Source organism: Acinetobacter sp. Brlt_5, from assembly GCF_051949055.1.
GTDB classification, from domain to species: Bacteria; Pseudomonadota; Gammaproteobacteria; order Pseudomonadales; family Moraxellaceae; genus Acinetobacter; species Acinetobacter indicus.
The window spans coordinates 238577-264135 of sequence record NZ_JAYJLP010000001.1 but is presented as its reverse complement, the minus strand read 5'-3'; the positions used below and the strand labels follow the sequence as shown (position 1 = coordinate 264135).

The 25559-nt window shown below is 45.7% G+C and carries 25 protein-coding genes; 8 read left to right on the top strand and 17 right to left on the bottom strand.

The window, feature by feature from the left end:
- The first annotated feature begins 47 nt into the window (after positions 1–47).
- The gene (gene ispF / locus VF685_RS01320; RefSeq protein ID WP_005177629.1) at positions 48–536 is read left to right on the top strand and encodes a 2-C-methyl-D-erythritol 2,4-cyclodiphosphate synthase; all 489 of its coding nucleotides are present in this window, start codon (positions 48–50) and stop codon (positions 534–536) included.
- Here ispF and VF685_RS01315 read toward each other — a convergent pair.
- From VF685_RS01315 to VF685_RS01305, 3 genes are all read right to left on the bottom strand, one after another.
- On the bottom strand, positions 524–1048 hold the full coding sequence (locus tag VF685_RS01315; protein ID WP_016658194.1) for a protein tyrosine phosphatase family protein: 525 nt from the start codon (positions 1046–1048) through the stop codon (positions 524–526). The two genes, ispF and VF685_RS01315, sit on opposite strands and share 13 nt — an antisense overlap.
- 64 nt (positions 1049–1112) lie before the next feature.
- Positions 1113–2204 carry a 3-deoxy-7-phosphoheptulonate synthase gene (locus VF685_RS01310; RefSeq protein WP_286384798.1) on the bottom strand — a complete coding sequence of 364 codons (1092 nt, stop codon included), beginning with the start codon at positions 2202–2204 and terminating at the stop codon, positions 1113–1115.
- A 127-nt stretch (positions 2205–2331) separates the two neighbouring features.
- The gene (locus tag VF685_RS01305) at positions 2332–3222 is read right to left on the bottom strand and encodes a sulfite exporter TauE/SafE family protein (protein WP_104490724.1); all 891 of its coding nucleotides are present in this window, start codon (positions 3220–3222) and stop codon (positions 2332–2334) included.
- Between the two features lie 632 nt (positions 3223–3854).
- Between VF685_RS01305 and lpxB the strand changes: the two genes are divergently transcribed.
- A complete protein-coding gene (gene lpxB / locus VF685_RS01300) occupies positions 3855–5024 on the top strand; it encodes a lipid-A-disaccharide synthase (protein ID WP_016658192.1) in 1170 nt (389 codons plus the stop codon).
- On the opposite strand, the gene VF685_RS01295 is transcribed toward lpxB, so the two are convergent.
- Positions 5014–5952 (bottom strand): AraC family transcriptional regulator, encoded by a 939-nt coding sequence (locus tag VF685_RS01295; RefSeq protein ID WP_016658191.1) that lies wholly within the window; start codon positions 5950–5952, stop codon positions 5014–5016. The two genes, lpxB and VF685_RS01295, sit on opposite strands and share 11 nt — an antisense overlap.
- Before the next feature lie 193 nt (positions 5953–6145).
- Here VF685_RS01295 and VF685_RS01290 point away from each other — a divergent pair, with 193 nt between their 5' ends.
- The gene (locus VF685_RS01290; RefSeq protein ID WP_168381374.1) at positions 6146–7351 is read left to right on the top strand and encodes an alkane 1-monooxygenase; all 1206 of its coding nucleotides are present in this window, start codon (positions 6146–6148) and stop codon (positions 7349–7351) included.
- Between the two features lie 91 nt (positions 7352–7442).
- Here the strand turns inward: VF685_RS01290 and VF685_RS01285 are convergent, their stop codons facing one another.
- From VF685_RS01285 to VF685_RS01265, 5 genes are all read right to left on the bottom strand, one after another.
- Positions 7443–7931 (bottom strand): GNAT family N-acetyltransferase, encoded by a 489-nt coding sequence (locus VF685_RS01285; RefSeq protein WP_253096885.1) that lies wholly within the window; start codon positions 7929–7931, stop codon positions 7443–7445.
- Between the two features lie 115 nt (positions 7932–8046).
- On the bottom strand, positions 8047–9246 hold the full coding sequence (locus tag VF685_RS01280) for an acyl-CoA dehydrogenase family protein (RefSeq protein WP_440203520.1): 1200 nt from the start codon (positions 9244–9246) through the stop codon (positions 8047–8049).
- A gap of 26 nt (positions 9247–9272) precedes the next feature.
- Complete coding sequence (locus VF685_RS01275; protein ID WP_286384804.1) at positions 9273–10568, bottom strand: acyl-CoA dehydrogenase family protein; 1296 nt, start codon at positions 10566–10568, stop codon at positions 9273–9275.
- Positions 10569–10792: 224 nt separating this feature from the next.
- Positions 10793–12166, bottom strand: a complete 1374-nt coding sequence (locus tag VF685_RS01270; protein WP_005177645.1) for an ABC1 kinase family protein — start codon at positions 12164–12166, stop codon at positions 10793–10795.
- Between the two features lie 165 nt (positions 12167–12331).
- A complete protein-coding gene (locus tag VF685_RS01265; RefSeq protein WP_005177647.1) occupies positions 12332–12637 on the bottom strand; it encodes a hypothetical protein in 306 nt (101 codons plus the stop codon).
- 197 nt (positions 12638–12834) lie between these two features.
- Here VF685_RS01265 and VF685_RS01260 point away from each other — a divergent pair, with 197 nt between their 5' ends.
- From VF685_RS01260 to aroC, 3 genes are all read left to right on the top strand, one after another.
- Positions 12835–13212 (top strand): lysozyme inhibitor LprI family protein, encoded by a 378-nt coding sequence (locus VF685_RS01260; RefSeq protein ID WP_286384805.1) that lies wholly within the window; start codon positions 12835–12837, stop codon positions 13210–13212.
- A 168-nt stretch (positions 13213–13380) separates the two neighbouring features.
- The gene (gene prmB, locus VF685_RS01255; RefSeq protein WP_163141929.1) at positions 13381–14391 is read left to right on the top strand and encodes a 50S ribosomal protein L3 N(5)-glutamine methyltransferase; all 1011 of its coding nucleotides are present in this window, start codon (positions 13381–13383) and stop codon (positions 14389–14391) included.
- 14 nt (positions 14392–14405) lie between these two features.
- Positions 14406–15497, top strand: a complete 1092-nt coding sequence (aroC, locus tag VF685_RS01250) for a chorismate synthase (protein WP_016658184.1) — start codon at positions 14406–14408, stop codon at positions 15495–15497.
- A gap of 363 nt (positions 15498–15860) precedes the next feature.
- Here the strand turns inward: aroC and VF685_RS01245 are convergent, their stop codons facing one another.
- The 8 genes from VF685_RS01245 to VF685_RS01210 all read right to left on the bottom strand — a co-directional run bounded on the left by VF685_RS01245 (position 15861) and on the right by VF685_RS01210 (position 21888).
- Positions 15861–16163 (bottom strand): cyd operon YbgE family protein, encoded by a 303-nt coding sequence (locus VF685_RS01245; protein ID WP_005177656.1) that lies wholly within the window; start codon positions 16161–16163, stop codon positions 15861–15863.
- A 3-nt stretch (positions 16164–16166) separates the two neighbouring features.
- Complete coding sequence (cydX, locus tag VF685_RS01240) at positions 16167–16268, bottom strand: cytochrome bd-I oxidase subunit CydX (RefSeq protein ID WP_002120988.1); 102 nt, start codon at positions 16266–16268, stop codon at positions 16167–16169.
- Positions 16269–16294: 26 nt separating this feature from the next.
- Positions 16295–17440, bottom strand: a complete 1146-nt coding sequence (cydB, locus tag VF685_RS01235) for a cytochrome d ubiquinol oxidase subunit II (RefSeq protein WP_005177659.1) — start codon at positions 17438–17440, stop codon at positions 16295–16297.
- Positions 17437–19023: a cytochrome ubiquinol oxidase subunit I gene (locus VF685_RS01230; RefSeq protein WP_005177660.1), complete on the bottom strand. Its 1587-nt coding sequence runs from the start codon at positions 19021–19023 to the stop codon at positions 17437–17439. Before VF685_RS01230 ends, cydB begins: the two co-directional genes overlap by 4 nt.
- A complete protein-coding gene (cydP, locus tag VF685_RS01225; RefSeq protein ID WP_005177663.1) occupies positions 19023–19214 on the bottom strand; it encodes a cytochrome oxidase putative small subunit CydP in 192 nt (63 codons plus the stop codon). The genes VF685_RS01230 and cydP overlap by 1 nt, the downstream gene beginning before the upstream one ends.
- A gap of 701 nt (positions 19215–19915) precedes the next feature.
- On the bottom strand, positions 19916–20533 hold the full coding sequence (locus tag VF685_RS01220) for an OB-fold-containig protein (protein WP_016658183.1): 618 nt from the start codon (positions 20531–20533) through the stop codon (positions 19916–19918).
- 27 nt (positions 20534–20560) lie between these two features.
- Positions 20561–20869, bottom strand: a complete 309-nt coding sequence (locus VF685_RS01215) for a Rieske (2Fe-2S) protein (protein WP_171065079.1) — start codon at positions 20867–20869, stop codon at positions 20561–20563.
- Between the two features lie 14 nt (positions 20870–20883).
- Positions 20884–21888: an adenosine kinase gene (locus tag VF685_RS01210; RefSeq protein WP_016658181.1), complete on the bottom strand. Its 1005-nt coding sequence runs from the start codon at positions 21886–21888 to the stop codon at positions 20884–20886.
- Between the two features lie 136 nt (positions 21889–22024).
- On the opposite strand from VF685_RS01210, the gene VF685_RS01205 reads away from it, so the two are divergent.
- The gene (locus tag VF685_RS01205) at positions 22025–22474 is read left to right on the top strand and encodes a GNAT family N-acetyltransferase (RefSeq protein ID WP_005177673.1); all 450 of its coding nucleotides are present in this window, start codon (positions 22025–22027) and stop codon (positions 22472–22474) included.
- 145 nt (positions 22475–22619) lie between these two features.
- Positions 22620–25559 (top strand): insulinase family protein, encoded by a 2940-nt coding sequence (locus tag VF685_RS01200; protein ID WP_440203519.1) that lies wholly within the window; start codon positions 22620–22622, stop codon positions 25557–25559.

The window sequence follows — 25559 nt, the reverse complement described above, 5'->3', positions numbered from 1 at the left end:
AACTGTGAATACAAGATTTCAATCGTTTATTTCTGAAGGAGTTGAATATGGTTGCACAAATACGAATTGGGCAGGGAATAGACGTACATGCCTTTGAAGAAGGCGATTTTGTGACATTGGCTGGGGTTAAAATTCCACATACCCATGCTCTGAAAGCCCACTCAGATGGGGATGTGATTTTACATGCGCTATGCGATGCCTTATTGGGTGCATTGGCACTGGGCGATATTGGACAGCATTTTCCCGACACCGATCCTGAATTTAAGGGCGCTGACAGCCGGGTGTTGCTGAAGCATGTTTATCAGCTGATTTTAGACCGCGGTTATCTATTGAATAATGCCGACATTACCGTGGCCTGTGAACGCCCGAAACTGGCTAAGCACAATCTGGAAATGCGCCAGAGTATTGCCGATGTGCTGGATGTGGATGTGACTCAAATCAGCATTAAAGCCACCACCACGGAAAAATTAGGCTTTACCGGCCGTCAGGAAGGAATTCTGGCTACAGCTACGGTGTTAATTTGTCACGCAAAGTGATCGGTTTTCATTAAGGAAATTTGCAGTTCCTGGGTTGCTTTACGGCCCTGAAGTTGTAAGGCAACAGCGTGAATCAGACCGGTCCAGGTTTCATTCGGTTCCCAGATCTGGTGCAACATTTCTTGCGCGGTTGGCATGTCCATATTCATATAATACTGACGATACAAATACATCAGGCTGCTGACATGCTGATTGGTGCCGCAGTGTAGCCAGACCATCTGATCCTGTACCAGATGATCAATCAGGTCTAAAACCAGCAGACATTGGGCGTCAGATGGGGTTTCCCAAGAGATGGGCAGTTGTACATAGTTCAGGCCCAGTTCCAGACAGATTTTATCTTCATTGGCTAGATGCTGCTCGGCATCACTCAGTGCGACATTGACCACAGTGGTAATGCCATATTCTTTAATCTGACGTAACTGTTCCGCATTCGGCTGGCCGGATGTGTACAGGTGTTCATGCACAAACTGAAAGTGATCAATTTGGCTTAAAGCGGTTTCAATTTCATTCATCAGATAAAATTTCCTGCAACTGAAATGGAAACGCCATCTTGACGATGGCGTTTTTGAGTCAGTTTTAGCGGCTGGCTAAAACCTCTTTCAATGCTTCATGCATCTCAAGCAGGGATTTTTCAGTGGTTTCCCAGTCGATGCATCCATCGGTAACAGACTTACCATACTCCAAATCGCAAAGATTTGCAGGAATATCTTGACGACCGCCTTTTAAATGACTTTCGACCATAATCCCGACAATTGATTTATTGCCATCTAAAATCTGTTCGGTGATGTTTTTTAAGACCAGTGGTTGCAGGTACGGGTCTTTGTTGGAGTTGGCATGACTGGTGTCAATCATGATTTTGGTGCTGACTTTGGCTTTAATTAAAGCTGCTTCTGCATCGGCGACTGAACCAGCATCATAGTTTGGCTTGCCATTACCACCACGCAATACCACGTGCGCATAGTTGTTACCGCTGGTACGAATTACCGACACCTGACCATGTTCGTTCAGCCCCAGGAAGCTGTGACCATGTTTTACAGACTGCATTGCGTTGGTCGCAACAGTTAAGCCGCCATCGGTACCATTTTTAAAGCCAACCGGTGAAGACAGGCCAGAAGACATTTCACGGTGAGTCTGGCTTTCTGTGGTACGCGCACCAATCGCTGACCAGGAAATCAGATCCTGATAATACTGTGGAGAGTTCGGGTCCAGTGCTTCAGTGGCACAAGGCAGACCTTTTTCATTCAGTTCCAGCAGCAGTTTACGGCCAATACGCAGACCTTTTTCAATATTGAAAGAGTCATTCATGTCCGGGTCGTTAATCAGACCTTTCCAGCCCACGGTCGTACGCGGTTTTTCAAAGTACACCCGCATTACGATGTATAAGGTATCTTTTACTTTTTCGCTCAGCACTTTCAGGCGGTCTGCATAATCATGTGCTGCCACAGGATCATGAATCGAGCAAGGCCCAATGACCACAAACAGACGTTTGTCTTTACCATCAAGAATATTGCGGATGGTTTCACGACCTTTCAGTACGGTGTAATAAGCAGAGTCAGTCAGTGGAAGTTCTGCTTTGAGTTCAGCAGGAGTCACAAGTGGCTGGATGCTTTTAATATTCACATCATCGATATCTGAAGGTGTAATAGGGTTAGACTGTAAAGTGTTCATTGCCGTCACTGGTTTAATCGTATACAAGATTGTTTAATAGCCTGAATATAACACGAATATAGCAGCCTATTGTTATAAAAAAGATCAATAGATTATTGAAAAAAAAGTGATGAATCGCAGAGATAAATTAAACTGGCGATGTTTTTTCAGCGCTCACCACCATCGCCGCTTCAACTGGTTGTGCCGGTTTGGATTTGACCGGGTTCAGCATAAAGTTCACTCCAAGCGCAAACAGGGTAATGCCCAGCACTTTACGGATAATTTTTTCAGGTAAACGTGAACTGACTAAAGTACCGACCACAATTGCTGGAATAGAACCGACCAGTAACCACATCAGCAGCTCAAAATCGACATTGCCCGAGGTCATGTGCCCCATACCGGCGACAAAGGTCAGTAAGACTGCGTGGACGACATCGGAGCCGATAATGCGGATCATCGGCAAGTTCGGGAACATAAGCACCAGCGCCATAATGCCAAACGCACCTGCACCCACCGAAGATAGGGTGACGAACACACCCAGGACAATTCCCATCACCACAATCATCACACGTTTGTTGGTGGCCTTCAGGTCGACCTTTTCCAGGTCTTGGGTCATATCTGGCAATTCATGTTTGCGATATTTGTTGAAGAATTTTTCAATCTGGCTGCGGAAAATAATAGATATGCCGGTTAGGGTCAGCATAAAGCCCAAGACCATGGTCAGCACAGCTTTATAATGCGTGGACTGGCTTAAATAGTTGTCGAGTACCCAATGCGTTGCAAAAGACGCCGGGATACTGCCGACAGACAGCCAGATCACAATTGGCCAGACGATATTCATTTTTTTGGCATGGACTAGTGAACCACAGAATTTGGAAATTGCGGCATAGAGCAGATCGGTACCAATGGCAATGTGCGGTTCAATCTTAAACAGGCTGATTAAAATCGGGGTCATTAACGAACCACCGCCTACACCGGTCACACCTACACAGAAGCCAACCAAAACACCTGCCAAAATAAACTCAACTGCACCAAACATGGGGATATGCCATACATCAAAAAACGTGCTTATCTTATGACTTTCGGATATAAGTCGTTGGCATGATTAATGATTTGCTTATTCTAAAAAATGCTAAAGATGAGAAAAAGATCAACATTTATAGTGAAACAGCGTGGAGTAGATCTATCTGAAATCTGCTGGATTTAAAGCTGAAAAAAAGGGGATTTTTTAGTAAAAAGATCAGGATGTGCAGGGCCGAATAGACGGATTTTGTGATGACAGCGCAGCAAAATGGAAAGATAAAAAGATTAAAAATAGCAGGAAATTTCACTTTAAAATTATTATTTGTGTATTCAGTGTCATTACATAGGGATGACATGTGTTGGGGTTTTGGATTTTATTTGATCAATCTTTCAGCATGATAAAAAGCAGTTAATGGTCATGAAACTGCAAGTCAGGTGGAATAGAGTGAGATAAAGCGGTGAAAGCGTGATAAATGAATGGGCCCAGCACAGCATCATCAATCAAACCTGATAGTCATGCTGTATAAAAACAAAGCAGTTAAAATATAGAAAAACCTGAATTTTTTCTCAGCTCAGGACAAACAGTCGTTACAGTCACTTCAAGCAGAATATGTTAAAATTCCACGCAGCAATTGAAGGAGCAAGGTCTTGCAAAAACGAAAACTGAAAATAGGCATTGTGGTGGGAGAAGTTTCTGGGGATACCTTGGGTGCCAGACTGATCCGCCGTTTTCGTGAGCAAGGCATTGAGGCTGAATTTGAAGGTATTGGCGGCCCGCAAATGATTGCTGAAGGCTTTAAAAGCTATTATCCGATGGATATTTTGTCGGTCATGGGCATTGTTGAAGTCTTAAAAGACATTAAAAAGCTGTTTGCCGTGCGTGATGGACTGGTTGAACAGTGGAGCAAGGAGCCGGTCGATGTTTTTATTGGGATTGATGCGCCGGATTTTAACCTGCGTTTATCGAAAAGCCTGAAGCAGAAAAGTCCAAGCATTAAAACCGTGCAGTATGTCAGTCCTTCGGTCTGGGCATGGCGTCAGGGCCGTGTCCACGGCATTAAAGCCAATATTGATCTGGTGCTGTGTTTATTTCCATTTGAAAAAGCCTTTTATCAAAAATGGCAGGTTCCGGCTGCCTTTGTCGGGCATCCATTAGCGAGTCAGTTGCCTGTCGATAATAATCTGGCCGATGCTAAACTGGAACTGGGGCTGGAAGCTTCGCAAAAGCATATTGCCTTATTGCCCGGTAGTCGTCGTGGTGAAATTGAGCGTTTAGGGCCATTGGTTCTGGCAGCCGCTGAAATTCTGGCTGCCAAATATCAAAACTATCACTTCTTAATTCCCGCCATTAACGATGCGCGTAAACAGCAGATTGAAAGTTTATTACAGCATTGTGCTGCTGATCTGAGATCACGGGTTAGTCTGCTGGAAAATACCGATACAGAATCAAAAATTGGCCGTCAGGTCATGAATGCAGCGGATATTGTTGCGCTGGCTTCAGGTACTGCAACGTTGGAAGCGATGTTATTGCATCGTCCAATGGTGACTTTTTATAAGCTCAACCGGATTACCTACTGGATTGCCAAACTGCTGGTTAAAATTCCGTATTACTCGCTACCGAATATTATTGCCGGCAAAAAAGTCATTGAAGAGCTGATTCAAGAAGAGGCTACACCAGAGCGTCTGGCGCATGAAATTGAAAAGCTGATGCATATTGAAGCTGCACAAATTCAGGTGATGCAGCATCGTACCATGCATAAACAGCTGCTATCCGGCAATTGTGAAGACCCGGTAGCGGCGATTCTGGCTATTTTATAAGAGCCTGCTGAAACTGCTGCCGGTACTGGCTTGGGGTCAGGGCAAACTGTTTTTTAAAAGTCTGGCTAAAGGCGGTTTCAGAAGAATAGCCAACTTTATAGGCAATTTGCTGGATTGAGAGCTGGCCATGACGTAAATATTGAGCCGCCAGTCTTAAGCGATGTTGCTGTAAATAGGCCAGTGGCGATTCACCAACAATCTGGGCAAACAGATTGGCAAATTTTGAGCGCGACATGCAGCATTGTTCGGCCAGGGTTTCGACGGTCCAGCTTTTTTCCGGTTGTCCATGAATGGCGGTTAAAGCATTGGACAGTTCCGGATGGGTCAGGGCACTGAGCCAGTTATTAGAATCATTCAGCTGGGCAATATAATCACGCACACATTCAATAAATAAAATACTGATCAGATGATCAAGAATTTTATCGCGGCCGGGCCGGATCTGATGGCTTTCTACTGCCAGAAACTGTAAGCCAATTTGCAACCATTCCGGCGCAGTGCTGCTCATAATATGATGAATATGCATATAGTCCGGCAAGGCATTTAACAGCGGCTTGGCCATAATGCTGTCCATTGTGCCGTGCATGGCTAAAATAAATGATTTTTCACCGGATGCTTCACCAAACTCGATGGTCTGCTGGCGTTTCTGCTGAAACAGGTCACTAATATCCAGGGCATCTAGCCACTCCAGTTGCGTGCTACTTTTGCCAACATGGCTACCGCCGGAAGGAATCAGCACAATATCACCGGCCTGCGCATAGACCTGACGCTGGGTCGATAATTCCAGATATAATTCACCACTTAGTACCACATAGGCAATAATGGCGCTGTGATCCTGATATTGAAATGCCCAGTTTCCCTGTGGATTCAAATAGATAAATTCAGATTTGTTGAGATGAATATCATCAAAAATTTTACTTAAAGCATCCATACCGGGTTGATATCTTCTTATTTCAAGCTTAGCTATTTGGTCATTAAGCCTGAATTTATCGTGTGATGAAAGGCCAATTTCAGGCAATGTGGGCCAAAGACGTTTACATAGCTTTTTTGGACGTTTGCAACTGTTCTCTGTGGCTTGTTTGCTGAAATATATAGATAAGTTAAGCAGGATGGAAGTGCAGGCAATGAATGCTCCGCTACAGCTCACAGAACAACAACAGCAATTTTTACTTGGAAAATCCGGTCTGGCTTTAGATAAAAAACGTTATTTATGGCTGATTAGCCCATTTTTACCGGTTTTGGGTATTGGGATTCTGGCCGGTTACCAGTTTGCACCGAAACCATTTAAAACTGTATTTGCCCTAGGTGGACCACTGTTAATTCATGTGATTATTCCCAGCATTGATACTCTGGTTGGTAAAGATGAGCACAATCCAAGCCCGGAAGAGGTCAAGCTCTTGGAGCAGGACCCGTATTATTCCCGTCTGGTAAAAAGTTTTATTCCTTTGCAGTATATCGCCAATATTTATGCGGCCTATCTGGTCTCACGTAAAGAGACTTCGCTGCTGGATAAAATTTTTCTGGGTGCGTCGATGGGACTGGTTAATGGGGTGGCGATTAATACTGCACATGAACTGAGCCATAAATCCTCCAAACTGGAGCATTATCTGTCGCATCTGGCACTGGTACCATCGGGTTATAACCATTTCCGGATTGAACATCCGTATGGGCATCATAAACGCGCTGCAACTCCAGAAGATCCGGCGTCTTCCCGTATGGGCGAAACCTTTTATGAATTCTGGCCACGTACGGTGAAAGGCTCGTTTAAATCGGCAATTGAAATTGAAACCCAGCGTTTAAAACGCAAAGGCAAGAATTTCTGGTCCAAAGACAATGAATTGCTACAAGGTTGGGGCATGAGTGCGCTATTTCATGCCGGAATGCTGGCCAGCTTTGGGAAAGGCATTGTGCCGTATTTAAGCACGCAGGCCTTTTATGCCATCAGCCTGTTTGAACTGGTCAATTATATTGAGCATTATGGCTTGCTTCGACAAAAAGATGCGCAGGGCAAATATGAGCGTACCCAGCCGGAACATAGCTGGAACAACAATAATATTGTCACCAATCTGTTTTTATATCAGTTACAGCGTCATTCCGATCATCATGCCTATCCGACCCGTCCATTTCAGGCCTTGCGACATTTTGATGAAGCGCCTGAATTGCCAAGCGGTTATGCCAGTATGTTGCTGCCGGCGCTGATTCCACCGCTATGGTTTAAAATGATGGATAAACGCGTGTTCAAGCATTATAAAGGTGATTTAAACAAAGCCAATATCCAGCCGAAACGCCGTTTAAGCCTATTTAAAAAGTTCGGCCTGAAGGCAGATTAAGTATAGAAAAATCCATTCGACTGTTTTAGTCAGCCCTATGGTGAGTAGGGCTTTTTTGTACGCAGGCGGTTGATGTTACCCAGATTCATGTTCATTTAACGCTCTTTTCCATCCAGATTTCACAGGCATGACTATGACCGGTCTGGCCTTGTGGGGCAGACAAATGTACAAAACCGAGCTTTTCATAGAGTTTCACTGCCTGCCACAGTGATGCTGTGGTTTCCAGATAGCAGGACTGAAAACCGGCCTGCTGGGCAAAGTCAAAAGCGTGTTCCAGAATCTGTTTGGCAAATCCGTAGCCACGTACTGCTGGCAGAAAATACATTTTCTGGATTTCCAGGCGGCTTGGATCACCCTGCAAAGGCGCAGCACCGCCACCACCAAAAATGTCGCCTTGATTATTGGTAACGACCCAATACTGTGTGTGTGGCTGTGAATACACCGCATATAAATCATCGACCGCAGCATCGGCCACGGCAAAACCGGATTCCGGCGCCAGTCCAAATTCTTTGGAAACCTCACGAATAATACGGGCCAGTGCAGGATTATCTTGGGCTTGAATCGGGCGTAAAAAATACATAAGCGCAGTGCTAAAAGATAAAGAGATGAATTTTATCACTAAATATTCATCTCTTGAGCAGATTTGAGACACATCTATTGGACTTTAAATGTCGCTTGATGCTGTACTCGGTATCTTATTTAAGTTCACTGGAACTTTTGCCCAGTTCACGTCGGGCAATAATCAGTTGCTGAATTTGCTGGGTGCCTTCAAAAATATCCAGGATTTTGGAATCGCGCGCCCATTTTTCCAGCAGTTCATCTTCGTTATAGCCCACAGCGGCGGCCAGTTCTACACACTTCAGGGTAATTTCATTCCCGACACGGCCAGCTTTGGCTTTGGCAATTGAGGCTTCTTTGGAATTAGGCTGCTTGTTATCGGCCATCCAGGCAGCTTTAAGCATTAATAAACGCGCTGCTTCCCATTCGGCTTCCATCCGATAAATCTGCGCGGCTATCTGGGAGCTGTGTAAATAGGTGGTCTGATAATGCTCATCCAGCTCGTGTTTAAAAATCTGCTTGATCCGTTCCAGGGATGCTTTGGCACAGCCAATGGCCATGGCCGCGACCAAAGGACGGGTGTTGTCAAAGGTTTCCATCACCCCGGCAAAGCCTTTGGAGACATCAATCTCGGCATTGCCAAGCAGGTTGCTGGCTGGCACCCGGCAATCGACAAAGCTGATGGCTGCAGTATCGGAGGCTTTAATCCCGAGTTTATGCTCCAATCGCTCTACGGTCATGCCGGGCGTGCCTTTCGGCACCACAAAAGACTTGATGGCAGCACGGCCGAGCTTTTTATCCAGCGTGGCCCAGACCACCACGGCATCGGCGCGTTCACCCGAGGTCACAAAGATTTTCTCGCCATTCAGGATATAATCATCGCCATTTGCGACCGCTGTGGTGCGAATTGCCGCTGAATCGGAGCCGCAGCCGGGTTCGGTAATGGCCATGGCGGCCCAGGTGCCGTGAAAACGCTGTAACTGCTCGTCATTGGCCACCGCAGCAATGGCGGAGTTCCCCAGACCCTGACGCGGCATACTCAGCAGCAGGCCGGTATCGCCATAACACATTTCGACAATACTTAAAGCGGTGGACATATTGACGCCATTTTTATTGCCACTGGCGGTATCGCCACGTTTATTCACCGCAGCGCCGGCGTTCATGCCATCGCCACCTGCATTCATGCCATCGACCACTGAGGCCAGCATATCCAGTTCTTTCGGGTAGGCATGTTCCGCCTTATCATATTTACGTGAAATTGGACGCAGGACATTCAGGGCAACCTCATGTGCCTGATCAATCAGCAGTTTAAATTTTTTCGGGTTCTGTAAATTCATGGGCTGTTCCTTATTTTTATGGTTATTTAGGCATGCAGGCCAGACTGGACAATCGCGGTCGCGCGCAGATCACGATACCAGCGCTCGACCGGATGTTCTTTGGTAAAGCCGTGACCGCCCAGAATCTGCACGCCATTTGTGCCAATTTGCATGGATTTTTCTGCACATAACAAGCGTGCCAGATAGGCTTCCCGATGAAAGTCCTGTCCAGCTTCGGCCAGACTGGCAGCATTCAGCACTAGCATGCGCATCGCATCAATTTCAATCGCCATATCGGCAATCATAAAAGCCACACTTTGACGATGTGAGATGGGCTCGCCAAAGGCCTTGCGCTGGTTGGCATAGTCAATACAATAGGCTTTCACGGCTTCGCAGCACCCAACCGCCATGGCACACCAGACTAAATTACCCAAATCAATAAAAGCACTATAGTCAAAATCATCATCGCCCAGACGTTCGGCTGGGGTATGCTGAAAACTGAGGGTGACTGTTTCTGTGGCCTTCAGCCCCATTGCCGGGCTTTTTTGTGCACGAATGCTGCTGTCGCGTTTCACCACAAATACTTCTGGCTGGCCATTGAATTCAGCACTTACCAGATACAAGTCCGCCGTTTCACCCAGCATTACCAGAGTTTTTTCACCCTGAATCCAGTACTGGCCCTGGCTAAAAGTGGCTTGTGTATTTAAACGCAGCGGATCAAAAGCCGGTGTAGCTTCCTGCACGGCAAAGCTGGCGCGCAGTTCCGAATCTTCTGCAAAACTGGTCAGATAACGTGACTGGATGCTTTCAGAACCCCAGCGGGTCAGGGCATTGATTACCCCAAAGGTCGACAATAAACCTGCGGTCAGGCTGAAATCACCCCGGGCCAAATGCTCGGCCATCAGAATATTAGTGACAATATTCTGCTCGCTGGCCACGCCACCCAAAGCCTCCGGCAGTGCATAATCATTCAGGCCCAAATCCTGACTGTGTCGCCATAACACTTCGGGAAACTGTTCCAGATGATCCGCCTGATGCGCCAGTGGATAAAGCACCTCTGTGGCAAACTGCTGCATGGTATCTACCGTCATTTGCTGTTCTTCGCTCAGGCTTAAATCAAACAGGGATTTTTGCTGATGGGGTAAACGCTGTCTGGGTACATCATCGTGCTTTTGAAAAGCTTTCTGGGTCACGCTTAAGGTTTTAAAGCCGGCTTTGGCACCCTGATATAAAGATTTTTCTACAAATTTACGCAGTTTGAGCTGGTCTAAAACCTCGCTGCTGGCAAGCCGAGTGAGCAGCGACAGTCCAAATCCTTGGGCCTTGTTTACCATATTGGTCATTGTTGTTGTTCCATCATGCGGGTGATTATTTTTATGCTGACACGCGGCCGTTTAAAAAACCATGTCAGAACTGACATACTCAATTGTCAAAGATAAACGGTTGTTGCAAGATGAAACAGGAATCTAAATAGTTGCTTCTGTTTATATTTTTAATTTTTGGAAAGAGCGGGGAAGGGAGAGGATTGACCCGAATGACATTAGCTGCATTCGGGTCGGGTGTGGCTTTACTGGAATTTTTTGATCATGTCGCGCACATTGGTTTTGGCATCAATCACGGTCATAAAGGTATAAGCCCCAATAAATTTACGGCTAATAAACATAAACTCTTTCGGCGGAACACTGAAATAACGTGAAGCCATGGATTTAGAGGCCTGTTGCATCACCCGGCTATGCAGCTGGCTTTTTTTCCAGTCATAACGATGCTGATCATCCATCACACCGGCTGGTAAATCCGGGTTGTTTTCAGGACTGCTAAAGGCTTCGGTGGCCAGTAAAAAGACTTTGGCCATATCCGGCTTAATGCTTTGCGGAATGGAGTCAAAAAACTCATAACCGGTCATGGCTTTCACCATCATCTCCGCGTCATGCTGATAGCCGGCCTGAATCAGGTTACGTGCGACCGAGAGCAGGTTGTCATCAAACTGGCGAATGGCACCGAAATCCAGCAGCACAATTTTATCCTGTACATCTGCTCCATTGCCCAGACGTACTAGATAGTTACCGAAGTTTGGGTCGGTCTGCATTTCGCCCCATTCAAAAATTTCCCGCACTGCCACTTCTAAAGAGGCTTCACCAAGCAGGTTACGACGTTCTTGTGGTAAAGACAGCATCACCGGACTGTTGATTGGTACGCCACGTTCAAAGGTCATGCACAGCACCTGATCGGTACAGTAATCTTCAATAATGGTTGGAACGATATAGCGCGGGTCCTGCTTTAAACGCTCGGCAAAACGGCGTGTGGTGGCTGCCTCAATCCGATAATTGACCTCGCGGTGCATCATTTCGCGGACTTCATCAAACCACTGATCAAATTCGCGGGTTTGCGGCACCATGCGGGTCAGTTTCAGCATGTTTTTAAACAGACTCATATCCGAATCAATGGCATCGGCCACACCCGGATACTGGATTTTTAATACCAGTTCCATACCATCAGATTTACGGGTGGCGCGGTGTACCTGAGCCAAAGAGGCGGTACCTAAAGGCTCATGGTCAATGGTGAGATCATTAAGTTTGGAACCTAACTGGTCCTGTAACTGGGTTTTAATCGCAGGCCAGGCCAGGGCAACAGTCTGGTTATTCAGGGTATTCAGGGCTTGGGTGATTTCTTCAGGCAGGAAATGTTCGCCGTAAAGCGCCATCATCTGGCCAATTTTAACGATAGAGCCTTTCAGTTTGCCAATTTCTGCGACCAGATAATCGGCCTGTTCTTTCATGGCTTTTTTGCGTTTCTTTTCTTTTTCTTCTTCACTGGAAAAGATTGAACCGGCGCTGGAGGCGGCCCAACGTGTCCCGGCCAGCAACGATGCCTTCGCGATCGATAAGCGTCGATCCATAGAGGAAGTTTTCAATTGTTTAAGCTTATCGTTCTGATCTGACATGTAAATTTAATCCTTCAATCAGCAATTCGCAGAAAGGTCATAGTTTAACGAATATTAACGGGTCTTAACGTATTAAAAAAGTTCAAGTTGCTGAATGTCGAGTTAAGTTTTGCATTCTCTATGAAATAGCCTAAGCAAAATCTATAAAGATGCAATTTCGCTCACTCACATCCGGAATTTAATCTTGAGGGTACTTTTTTGTTGCAGCATCTGCTTGTTTTCATCAATGTATTTTAAAATCAGGCTTTGTACCGATTCATGCAGAAAACCATGCGCATAGCCTTTGACAATAATAATGCTGGGCAGGTTAAAAAATAGATATTTGGCATCATCCAAAGTCGCATCCTGAAAAATGCCGCGTTCCACCAGCATTTGCTGTAAAAACTGTTTTTCCTGCAAGACACGCGGTGAATCGTTGTCATTCCAGTAGTTTTGACGCATGGCCAGCAGGTTATTGTGTTTGTAACTCATATCAACAGGTTCACGGGAGTCTCATAGTCAATATAAGGTCTATTTTTGCAGATTCAATCGCAAAATGGCAGGAAATTGTGAAGATCTGGAAATTTTATCCTGTTCATCGCTATAGGTTTTTTGCCTGAAGTTTAGTAATATGCTTTACATAAATTAAAACAAAGATAATCGCTGTGTTTGGCAGCAAGGGGAATATGATGCGTTTAGCATTCATCGGGGGAATAGTCTGGGCGCTGCTGGCAGGTTCGGCCTATGCGCAGGAAAGTTATTCAAATCAGTATATTCAATGTAGCAATCATGCCTATGGGCAAACATCAGTCTTGCAAAAATGTGTCAATAAAGAACTGAAACAGCAGCAAAAACGCTTAAAGAAAAGCTATAAGTCCTATTATCGGGCCAGTGGGGTGCATCAGGCCAATATTGCCCAGCAACATGCATTGTGGGAGCAGCGTTTAAAGCAGCAATGCTATCGGGGCATGAACGGTGATGTTGCCAAATTGCAGCAATCGCGTTGTACGCTGGCACAGGTGATTGATCAGGCCAATTATTATCAGAGCAAATTTATTGCCCGTTAATCCTGTACTTACCATTTCAGGGCTTTATTCCAAATCTGGCTAAGGCCGTGAAAGTTGAGATCAATTTATCAGATTGAAATCCGGCTTTTACGCACAGAGACATTATAAAAGCGCACAAAACAAGGTATCATAAGGCGTTTTAAAAAATTGACACTGGAGAGACCTTAGGTGGATCGACCGACTATTAGCCCTGAACATTTGCAGGAAGCTGCTGAAACATTAGTCACCATTCGTGATTTTATCCGTTTTGGTGTAACAGCATTACGTCAATATGATGCACATCTAGGTCAAGGTACAGAAGATTATTTTGCTGAAAGTTCCGCGCTGGTATTACAAACCCTGTCGCTGGACTGGAATGCCGATGCAGAAATTCTGGATGCCAAATTACTGCCGAGCGAAAAGCAGGAGTTTTTAAGTCTGCTGGAGCGTCGTATTAATGAACGCACGCCGACCTCTTATCTGCTCAATCTGGCCTATTTCTATGGCAAACCGTTTTATGTCGATGAGCGTGTGTTGATTCCACGTTCGCCAATAGCTGAACTTATTGAAAACTGTTTTGCGCCATATTGTCTGGATGAAAATGGCCAGATGGGTGAAGCCAATAATAACTTGCCAGCCAACCCAAATCCGCAAATGCCACGTCGTATTCTGGATATGTGTACCGGTTCAGGCTGTATCGCAATTGCATTGGCTTATGCTTTCCCGGATGCAGAAGTGGATGCGACCGATATTTCTAAAGATGCTTTAGAAGTTGCGGCCATTAACACCGAACATCACAACATGCAGTATCAGGTGGCGCTGCTTGAGTCGGATTTGTTCTCTAAAATTCCAGCAGAAAATCAGTATGATCTGATTGTATCGAATCCACCGTATGTCGATGCCGAAGACATGGCCGACCTGCCAGATGAATTCCGTCATGAGCCAGAGCTGGCGTTGGCTGCCGGTCAGGATGGTCTGGACTTGGTGCGTAAAATGCTGGCCCAAGCCGCAGACTATTTAACCGAAGATGGTCTGATTGTGATTGAAGTCGGTAACTCTGAATGGGCCATGAAACAGAACTTTAATACCGTCGATTTCCACTGGCTACAATTCCAGAAAGGTGGTTCAGGCATTTTTGCCCTAACTGCAGCACAGTGCCGTCAATACCGCGATTTATTCATTCAATCTGTTAATTCATAAAGGAGTCGTTGCACATGGCAGGTAATAGTATTGGACAACTCTTCCGTGTCACGACTTGTGGTGAATCGCATGGTGTAGGCCTGATGGCCATTGTTGATGGTGTACCGCCGGGCCTGGAACTGACAGAAGCCGATTTACAGCACGATTTGGACCGCCGTAAGCCGGGGACTTCCAAATTTGCAACCCAGCGTAAAGAGCCAGATCAGGTTGAAATTATTTCTGGGGTATTTGAGGGTAAAACCACCGGTACGCCAATTGGCTTGCTGATTCGCAATACCGACCAGAAATCCAAGGATTATGGCAACATTGCCCAGACTTTCCGTCCGGGTCATGCCGACTATACTTATACGCAAAAGTACGGTTTCCGTGATTATCGTGGTGGTGGTCGTTCCAGTGCCCGTGAAACTGCGATGCGTGTAGCTGCCGGTGCGATTGCCAAAAAATATCTGGCAGAAAAATTCGGGATTCTGATTCGTGGTCATGTGACCCAAATTGGTACAGAAAAAGCGGAAAAGCTGGACTGGAATGAAGTGCCGAATAACCCGTTTTTCTGTGGCGATGCCGATGCTGTGCCACGTTTTGAAGCGTTGGTGACTTCATTACGTGAACAAGGCACCAGCTGTGGCGCCAAACTGGAAATTCTGGCCGAAAAAGTGCCTGTGGGCTGGGGCGAGCCGGTATTTGACCGTTTAGATGCTGATATTGCCCATGCCATGATGTCGATTAACGCGGTTAAAGGCGTAGAAATTGGCGATGGTTTTGCCGTGGCGGAACAGTTCGGTCATGAAACCCGTGATGAACTGACCACACAAGGCTTCCTGGCCAATCATGCTGGCGGTATTTTGGGTGGTATTTCCAGTGGTCAAACCATTCGTGTGGCGATTGCGCTTAAACCAACGGCGTCTATTACCACACCGGGTAAAACCATTACCATTGACCGTGAAGATACCGATGTACTGACCAAAGGCCGTCACGATCCATGTGTGGGTGTGCGTGCTGCACCAATTGCGGAAGCGATGCTGGCGATTGTGCTGATGGATCATTTCTTACGTCACCGTGCACAAAATGCCGATGTGGTGGCGCCATTTGCACCGATTGAGCCTTAATTATTCCAGATTAAAGAAGCCGGACTGAATGTCCGGCTTTTTTTATGGCGATAGGTTGTATCCGTTTGAAATTTCCTAAGAAAATACCACGATCAATGAGATAAATACAGAAGTTGATTGAGCTTGAATCTAAATATTAGTTGCTTTATCACCACCTTAAATTAAGCATCCACATAGACATCAATTCAGATATAAATAAAAAGCGGGGTTGGATAAAAATAGATTTTAATTTTTAAAAGAGATCGGGCTGATCTTTTTTAAAGGATGTGGGAAATCATCTTGTGATGAAATTGTGCTGATCCCATTTTGTATCAGAATGGATCTCCCAGAAATTAAAAAGCTCCCCGAAGGGAGCTTGTTTCATCAAGAAAAGAACCAGGTGTAATAGCCCCAGATCATTAATGGCCAGGCCACAAATGGACTAAACAGCCATTTCCACAGCCAGAAACGTGGGACAAAACCAACACCATGGATAAATCCGCCGGAAATGCCAATCATGATGTACATCATGGCACTGTGGCTGTAATTGCCATCGGCATCCAACATGGCAGCTGGATGAAGTAATAACACGGCTGCCAATGGAAAGGCCAATAAGCAAGAAATGACCATCGCAAGTTTATTCGGTTTTTTTTCGATTACTGGAGTTTCCATTACAACCTCTGTCATGACTTATTCCTCATCCAGGTCTTGATGATGCTCGATATAGAGCGCACTCAGTACACCTGCAAAACAGGCCATCAAAATACCGAGAATCCAAGCAAAATACCACATAATCTTTACTCCTTTAGAGCATAGCCTTAGTACAGGCTATGCGAATTCTCTTTGATGTGTTTGTTGGTAATCACGCCCCACATCTTGTAGTAACACCAGGTGGTGTACAGCAAAATGATTGGCACAAAAATACAGGCTGCAACAGTCATTACCGTTAAAGTATTTTGACTAGATACCGCATCCCACATGGTCAAGCTAGATACAGGATCTATGCTCGATGGCATCAGGAATGGGAACAGGGCAAAACCTGCAGTCAGAATCGCACCTGTTACTGCCAGTGCAGAACCAGTGAAGCTTAAACCTGCTTTACCTTTAGAGGCTGCCAGAATCACAATGATACCGCCTAGAATACCCATAATTGGCGCAATCATGGTGATCGGGTAAGCCGAGTAGTTGTTCATCCAGCCCGGGTTGGCATTAGTCATCACTTCTTTGGCTAACGGGTTTGCAGCGCTACCGGTGTCATATGGTGTAACCAGGGTATAACCTTGGATGCCACCGAAGTATAACCATGCACCTGCCAGCAGGAAGCAGACCAGGAACACGATACCGCTGATTTTGGTGGCTTTGGCAGAACGCTCGCGTAAAGCACCATCGGTACGTAACATTAACCATGCACCACCATGCGCACACAGCATGGCCAGACTCACGATACCGCAGACCAAAGCAAACGGGTTAAGCAGGGCAAAGAAGCTGCCGGTGTAGTTGGATCGTACAGTCTCATCCAGTTCAAAAGGTACACCTAAGAACATGTTACCGAACGCTACGCCAAATACCAGCGCAGGTACTGCACCACCGATACATAGACCCCAGTCCCAGGCAGTACGCCATTTAGTGTTTTCCAGCTTGGAGCGGTAGTCAAAGCCGACCGGACGCAGGAATAGCGCAAACAGGACTAAAAGCAGCGCCCAGTACATGCCCGAGAAGGCAGTTGCATACACCATTGGCCATGCAGCAAATAGTGCACCACCAGCAGTAATGAACCAGACCTGGTTACCGTCCCAGTGTGGGGCAATCGTATTGATTGCCGCACGACGTTCTTCATCATTTTTTCCAACGAATGGCATGATCGCCATAGAGCCCATATCGAAACCATCGGTGAGGGCGAAACCGATGAGCAGTACGCCCACCAGTACCCACCAGATGATTTTGAGTAATTCATATTCGATCATGCTTGAGTCTCCTCAGATGCTTTTTTGGCAGCTTCCAATTTTTCGAAATGGTATTTGCCGGTATGTAACGAGCTTGGACCAAGACGAGAGAATTTAATCATCAGGTACATTTCAATGATCAGCAGTACGGTATAGAACGATGCTAATGCAATGATTGAACCCCATACATCGCCAGTACTTAAGCTAGATGCAGAGAGATATGTTGGTAGAACTTCACCAATAGTCCAAGGTTGACGACCTACTTCAGCCACATACCAGCCAGTTTGCGCAGCAATCCATGGCAATGGTAGGGCAATCAGGGCGAATTTTAATAACCAAGGTTTGTTTTCTGCATTACGTTTTGCTACAGCCAGTGTTGCCAGAACGAACAGGAGTAGCATTAAGAAGCCAGAAGCCACCATGGCACGGAAGGCCCAGAACAAGCTTGGAACGTGTGGAATAGTGTCTGCTGCAGCAAGTTTGATTTGCTCATCAGTCGCATCTACCACGTTAGGTGTATATTTTTTCAGTAACAGGCCATAACCCAGGTCTTTTTGAGATTCATCAAATGCCGCTTTGAGTTCTGGTGAGGTGTCACCTGCACGCAGTTGTTCAAGTTGCTGATAAGCCACCATACCGTTACGGATACGCACTTCATGCTGGGCAATCAGGTCTTTGATCCCGGTCACTTCTTCAGTGGTTGAACGTGTTGCAATCAGACCCATCACATACGGAATTTTAATCGCATAATCGGTGGTCTGGGTTTCCTGATTTGGAATACCAAACAGAGTAAATGCAGCCGGTGCCGGGTGAGTTTCCCATTCCGCTTCAATTGCAGCCAGTTTGGTTTTTTGGACATCGCCCAGTTCATAACCAGATTCATCACCCAGTAAGATTACAGACAGGGTAGATGCCAGACCGAAGATAGCCGCAATCGCGAACGAACGACGCGCAAATGGCAGGTCACGTTTTTTCAGCAGGTAGTAGCTCGAAATCGCCAGAACGAAAATCGCACCTGTAACATAACCGGCAGAAACGGTATGGACGAATTTAACCTGTGCCACCGGGTTGAAAATTAGCGCACCGAAATCAATCATTTCCATACGCATGGTTTCATAGTTAAACGCAGAACCGACCGGGTTTTGCATCCAGCCGTTAGCCACCAGAATCCACAGCGCCGACATGTTTGAGCCCAAGGCCACCAGCCAGGTTACACACAAGTGTTGTACCTTGGACAGACGATCCCAGCCGAAGAAGAACAGACCAATAAAGGTCGATTCAAGGAAGAAAGCCATCAAGCCTTCAATGGCCAGCGGAGCACCAAAAATATCACCCACGTAGTGCGAGTAATACGCCCAGTTTGTACCGAACTGGAACTCCATGGTCAGGCCGGTAGTTACCCCTAAAGCAAAGTTAATACCGAACAGTTTTCCCCAGAATTTGGTCATGTCCTTATAAATTTCTTTGCCGGAAATCACATAGGTGGTTTCCATAATGGCCAGAATAAAAGCAAGACCAAGTGTCAGTGGAACAAAAATAAAATGATACATCGCGGTCATTGCGAACTGGAACCGCGAGAGATCGACCACGCTTTCAGAAATCATCAACGTGTCTCCTTGATTTGGGAAGGATTGCTGGCAATACGCTCAGCAACTTGAGAGTCAAAATTTTCAGGAATGGTAGGGGCATCGAACCAGATATTTTTAATCGCCATTAAAATAACAACCTTAATTATTAAAATGGCTGCTATTTCTCGGGTTACACGACGGTTCAAATCTTTCGGGACTAAGCTCATAGAAACAAGCCTGTTTTTAAACTGTGTCTTATATTATTAAACAAAATAATACAAAAAATAAATAGCCTGCACAGTTAAAATAAAAATATATTGTTTATGTATTAAAATACAATAACTTATAAAAAGTTTTTTTAATTTTTAATCAAAAAAATTCCAGTTAAAAACCTGACTAAAACGCTTGTATTTATAATAATGATTATTCTGACTAAAATGGTGTGAATTAAAATTTAATTCTGACTAAAATAGTTATATTTGAAAATTTTGACGATTTTATTAAAAATTCCAGCTTTTAATTTTTAACTTTTATTCAATAGTTGGGTGTTAAAAAATGGCTGTAAGGCTTGGGGTGTAAGCATTTGCGCGGAAAACAATCAAGCACCAAAATGGAGCAATTTGTAGCAAATATGCACAATGAAGTGCGATAAAAGTGCAATAAGCAGCGACACGGAAAATTTCTTTTTTAGTCTTCAACGTGGAGGGCAGAGTGAACAATCACAACGAACAACCACAGCGATGGTCATAATGTGCAGAACAGCTGATCTTGAGGCCAAGAGAAAGTGAATCGAGCAGCTTAAACGGAAAGAACGAACGTACACGGCAAGGATGGAGGAAAAGCTGAGAGATACAGGGCGTTGTAGCTTTATCTTGGACAAAGTGAGGATGTGTCTCTGACTCGTGGCTGAAAGATGAGCGAGCTTAAATCAGCTGCTAGTTTCGCCATAGAACAGATTGTTCGAGGCGGAAATTTTCTTGGCAATGTAATAGGATTTTTTTTGCCGGATTAAAATCACTTGTGCCTGAAATTCCAGTTCACCAAATTCCGGCTCGACCTGCACGTAATGCAGCTGGCCGTATTCATCCCGAACCCGGGCCTGAGCCGAAAAACCGGGACGGGCGTTGCCACTGGAAATGGTGGCCAGGCGGCCCAGCAAATTGACATGCTGAATGGTTTTTTGCGGTTTAATCACCTGATCCAGACAGTGAATCATAAACACGGTAAAAAACAGGGCAATGATAAGCGCTGGTAAAATCAGATAATACGATGGAACAAAACTTTGCTGCTGCGAATAGAGCGCAAACTGCAGGAAATAGCCCGCCACACTAAAATTCAGGAGCAGAAACACGAAAATCAGCAGCTTGGAGAATTTAACATTGAGTAAGGGCGAGTCCAGCAGCCGCTGCGGAAACAGCTGCTTGAATATCGCGCTGGGCTTGAGATTAAAATAATGCCCCACAATTTCCGCCAGGCTGAGCAAGACAAGTGCAATCAGACTTAAATGAAAAGGAATTAAGTCGATGTCTAATACAAACTCAAGCATGGCGTAACCTGCAGATGGGGCTTAAAATTATTCTGTTAAGTAAATTCCGCCATCAGAATGCACGGTAATCTCTACTTTTTCAAGTGCTTGACCTTGGCATGGGCCAGAAATACATTCCCCGGTTTCAACCACAAACAGCGCACCGTGGGTCGAACATTCAATAAATTCCTGATCCCGGTCTAAAAACTGGTTTTCCAGAAATTCAAGCTCGACCTGTAAATGCGGGCACAGGTTCTGATAGGCATAGAACATGCCATCGCGCTGGGTAATAAAAATGGTATCGCCATCTGGAAGCTCGAACGAGCGTGCTTCACGTTCAGGGATATCTTCGGTCATGCAGATTTTATGCATTAGGCACATTCCTTGTTATAGCTCTGAAGAAGGGTTGCGTACTGTTCAACCTCTAGACGTGGACCAAATTGTGACACCACTTCACTGGAAATTAAAATGGCCAGCTCGGCAGCGGCTTTAAAGCCAAGGTTGGCATTCAAGGCATACAGGAACGCACCGGCAAAAGCATCACCCGCACCATTGGCATCAATGGCATGCACCTGACGGCCTGCAACGCTAAAGGTATGTTGACCATCAAAAATCATTGCGCCTTGTGCGCTCATTGTAATGACAACGTATTTGCTTTTTTGCTTCAGCTGTTCCAAAGCGGCTTCTGCCGTTTCGGTGCCGGTATACATCATGGCCTCCTGCTGGTTACAGAACAGCAGGTCCACGCCATCATCGAGTAATTCATCTAAACCTTGACGCGCATATTGCACCATTGCCGGGTCAGATAAGGTTAAGGCAATTTGGGTCTGGTGAGCTTTGGCAATTTCGCGCGCTTGTTTTACCGCCTGACGTGCGCTGTCCGAAGTCGATAAATAACCTTCGATATACAGCCATTTCGCGGTTTTTAAGGGTTCAAAATCAATTTGTGCATCGGTGAGTTCTGCAGTAATACCCAAATAGGTATGCATGGTGCGCTCAGAATCCGGGCTGACTAATACCATACAGGTTCCGGTTACGCCTTCACTGACCGATTTTGCGGTGGTGCGAATGCCCGCATCATTCAGGCCATTCAGGTAAATTTCACCCAAGTCATCATTGCCCACGCGGCAGGCATAAAAGGCAGAACCGCCCAATGCGCTAAAGGCAACTGTTGTATTTGCAGCCGAACCGCCTGAAGCTTGACCTTTATAGCTTTGCGTTTGCTGTAAGTTGTTGTATAAATTTGCTTGGGTTTCGCCATCGGTCAGCTGCATGGTGCCTTTTTGCAAATTTTGTTGAGTAAGGAAGTCATCAGAGACTTGAAATTCCTGGTCAATGAGTGCATTACCAATTGCAAAGAGGTCAACAGTTGCCATGTCGTTCAATCACATCAAAAAATAAATGCTAAGTTTACACCAATGCTCAGGATTGCTGTAGATTTGTGAATAAAATTCATTTTTTAGACGGTTTTATTCATTGAGGAAAGTTAGTAAAGCAGATCAGGATAGTGAAATGAATATCGAGATAAAAGAAGCGCAAGGATTACCAGAGCAAATTGTCGAGCTTGAAAAACAGGCATCGAAAGAGGGTTTTGCTTTTGTACAGCGTTTAATTGATGAGTATCAGAGTGCCAAGAATCGTTTCGATCAGCCTGGGGAATTTTTACTTTTTGCTTATGATCAGGACAAGCTGATTGCCTGTGGCGGCCTGAACCAGCAGTGGAATGATCAGGAAGTGGAACAGGGAATTGGCCGGGTGCGCCGTTTCTATGTATTGCCTGAATATCGTAAACATGGCGTGGGCAAGCTGTTATTGCAATACTTAGAGAAAAAGGCACGTCCTCATTTTTCGGCCCTATGTCTGGATACCGAAACCAAATCTGCGGCGCATTTTTACCAGAAGCAGAATTATGTCTATGTCGAAAACCATCCCAATTATAATTATTTTAAATATTTGGTTTAAACGGCAGCATGAGCTTCGGACTGGGGTTTGAAAATTGCCTGGGTTGCAAATTTCTATAATTTTAGTCGGGATTTAAGCGTGAATTATATCAAGAACTAAAGCTATAATGGCTTTAGTTTTTTTATTTTGATGATTAGGAGATCGCATGACTGTAGATGTCACTGAAACCATTTCTCAAACCGTTCATCCTGCGTTTCAGTTGGTACGTCAACACCATGTTGAAGCCTTAGACATTTTAGTGTCTGAATATAAGCATCGGGTTACCGGTGCGGTGCATTATCATTTGGCCACCAATCATGATGAAAATGTATTTCTGGTGGCATTTCGTACCCAGCCTATGGATTCCAAGGGCGAAGCGCATATTCTGGAACATACTGCACTGTGTGGCTCTGAAAAATTCCCGGTACGTGACCCGTTTTTCCTGATGATTCGCCGTTCATTAAACACCTTTATGAACGCCTTTACTGCAGCTGACTGGACAGCGTATCCATTTGCCACCCAAAACCAGAAAGATTTCCAGAACCTGCTGGAGGTGTATCTGGATGCAGCCTTTGCAGCCAACCTGAATCCACTGGATTTTGCCCAGGAAGGGATTCGTATCGAGCTGGAAAATGGTGAGCCTGTATATAAAGGCGTGGTCTTTAATGAAATGAAAGGCGCGATGAGTTCGCCTTCAGATCAGCTGTATCACCAGTTGGCACATCATTTGTTCCCGGAAACCACCTACCATTACAATTCCGGTGGTGACCCGAAAGATATTCCAGACTTAACTTACCAAGAGTTAGTGGATTTCTATAAATCCCATTATCACCCAAGTAATGCGGTATTTATGACTTTTGGTAATCAGTCAGCGTATGACTTGCAAGAACAGTTCCAGAGCTTGGCTTTAGCCAAGTTTGAACAGGGCGAAACCCTGTATTCAAAACCTGAGCGCCGTTTGGCTGCGCCAGTGACCGTAACTGAAAGCTATGCGGTCGATGCTGAAGATTTAAAAGACAAAACTTACCATGTTCTAAGCTGGTTATTGCCAGAAGCCAGTGATATTAAACTGCGTTTGGGCATGCGTCTGGTCGAAGGTGTGTTACTGGAAAACTCGGCTTCACCACTGCGTCATTATTTAGAAACCTGTGGTTATGCGCAATCAACCGGGCCATTTATGGGCGTGGATGATTCCAACTTTGAAATGACTTTCTTCTGTGCCATTCAAGGTTCTAATCCTGAGCATGCAGCAACCTTTAAAGAGGGCGTCTTCAAGGTACTGCAAGAAGTGGCGTCTAAACCGGTCGACAGCGATACCGTCAATGCTATTTTACACCAGATCGAGCTGCATCAGCGTGAAATTAACGGCGATGGTATGCCATACGGTTTAAGCCTGATTCTAAACGGCTTGAGCAGCGCGATTCACCATAGTGATCCGGTGCATGTCTGGGATGTTGACAGTGCCATTGAACAGGTTAAAGAAGAACTGAAAGATCCAATGTGGCTGTCTCAGTTGATTCAGCAGCACTTGATTGATAATCCGCATCGCGTCCAAATGACCCTGGTCCCAGATGCCAGCAAATCAGCCAAAGATGCCGAAGCTGAAAAAGCCCGTCTGGCTGAAATTGGTGCGCAGCTGACCGAAGCACAAAAAGCAGAAATTATCGCCCAGACCGAAGCGCTAAAAGTGCGTCAGGATACCCCGGATGATTTAAACCTGCTGCCAAAAGTCGGCCTCGAAGATGTGCCGGCAGAATTGCAAATTGTACAGGGGCAGCTACGTGAGATTATCTGCAACCGCATTGATACACCATTAAACCTGTATCATGCCGGTACCAACGGTATTTATTACCAGCAGGTCTTGGTGCGTATTCCCGATGAGATCGTGAAATCGCCTTATTTTAATCTGCTGTCGATTTTAATGGGTGAAGTCGGTGCCGGTGAATATGATTATCTGGAACTGCAACAGCTGCAAACTGCAGTGAGTGGCGGTCTGGGTATGGGGGCATCCTTACGCTCTAAGGTCGATGACAAAAACCGGATTAGTGCCTGGCTGACCTTAACCACCAAATCACTGGTAAATAATTTTGATGCTATCCGCCTACTAAAAATTGCCTTTGAGCAACTGCGTTTTGATGAAAAAGACCGGATTATCGAGCTATTACAGCAACGTAAAACGCGCTGGCAGTCCCGGGTATCGGGTGCAGGACATAGCTATGCCATGCAGGCCGCTTCACGTAACCACAGTGCTTTAGCGCTGCGTGATTATCATAATACTGGTCTGGGCGCATTGAACTGGTTAAGCGAGCTGGTCAGCAAAATTGAACAGGATGATGCTGCTTTTGATGCGCTGATGGATGAGCTTAAGCTGATTCACAGTATGTTGCTGCAAGCGCCAAAACAGTTCCTGCTGGTCTGTGAAGAGCCACAATCAGACCGTTTGATTGAAGAAATCCAGACCGTGTGGGACAAGCTGGCAATTGAACCGCACGAGGCAGCTTTAACTCAAGTGCCTGTTGAAAATAACAATGCAGATGAAGCCTGGCTGATTCAGGCCAATGTACAGTTCTGTGCGGCAGCGTATCCTGCGGTGGAAGTATCGCATCCAGATGCAGCACCATTGATGGTCTTGGCGGCGTATTTGCGCAATGGCTTCCTGCACAGTGCCATCCGTGAAAAAGGCGGCGCCTATGGTGGCGGTGCCAGCTATGATGGCAATGCCTGCTCGTTCCGTTTCTATAGCTACCGTGACCCGCGTCTGGCTGAAACCTTTAAGGATTTTGAGGCCAGTGTGGACTGGTTGCTGAATGCCGAGCAGTTACCGTATCAGCTGGAAGAAGCCATTCTAGGTTTGATTGCCAGTATGGATAAACCAGGCTCTCCAGCCGGTGAAGCAATTACCGCATGTTATGCCTTATTACATGTGCGCACCCCGGCCTTTAGAACCAAACTGCGTGAGCGTTTACTGGCGGTTACTTTAGATGATCTGAAACGTGTGGCCGACGTTTATTTGCGTCAGCAAACCCCGGTGAAATCGGTGGTAGCACCGGTGGCGAAACGTGAAGCGCTGCAGGAGCTGGGTTTCCAGATCAAACAAGTCAATTAA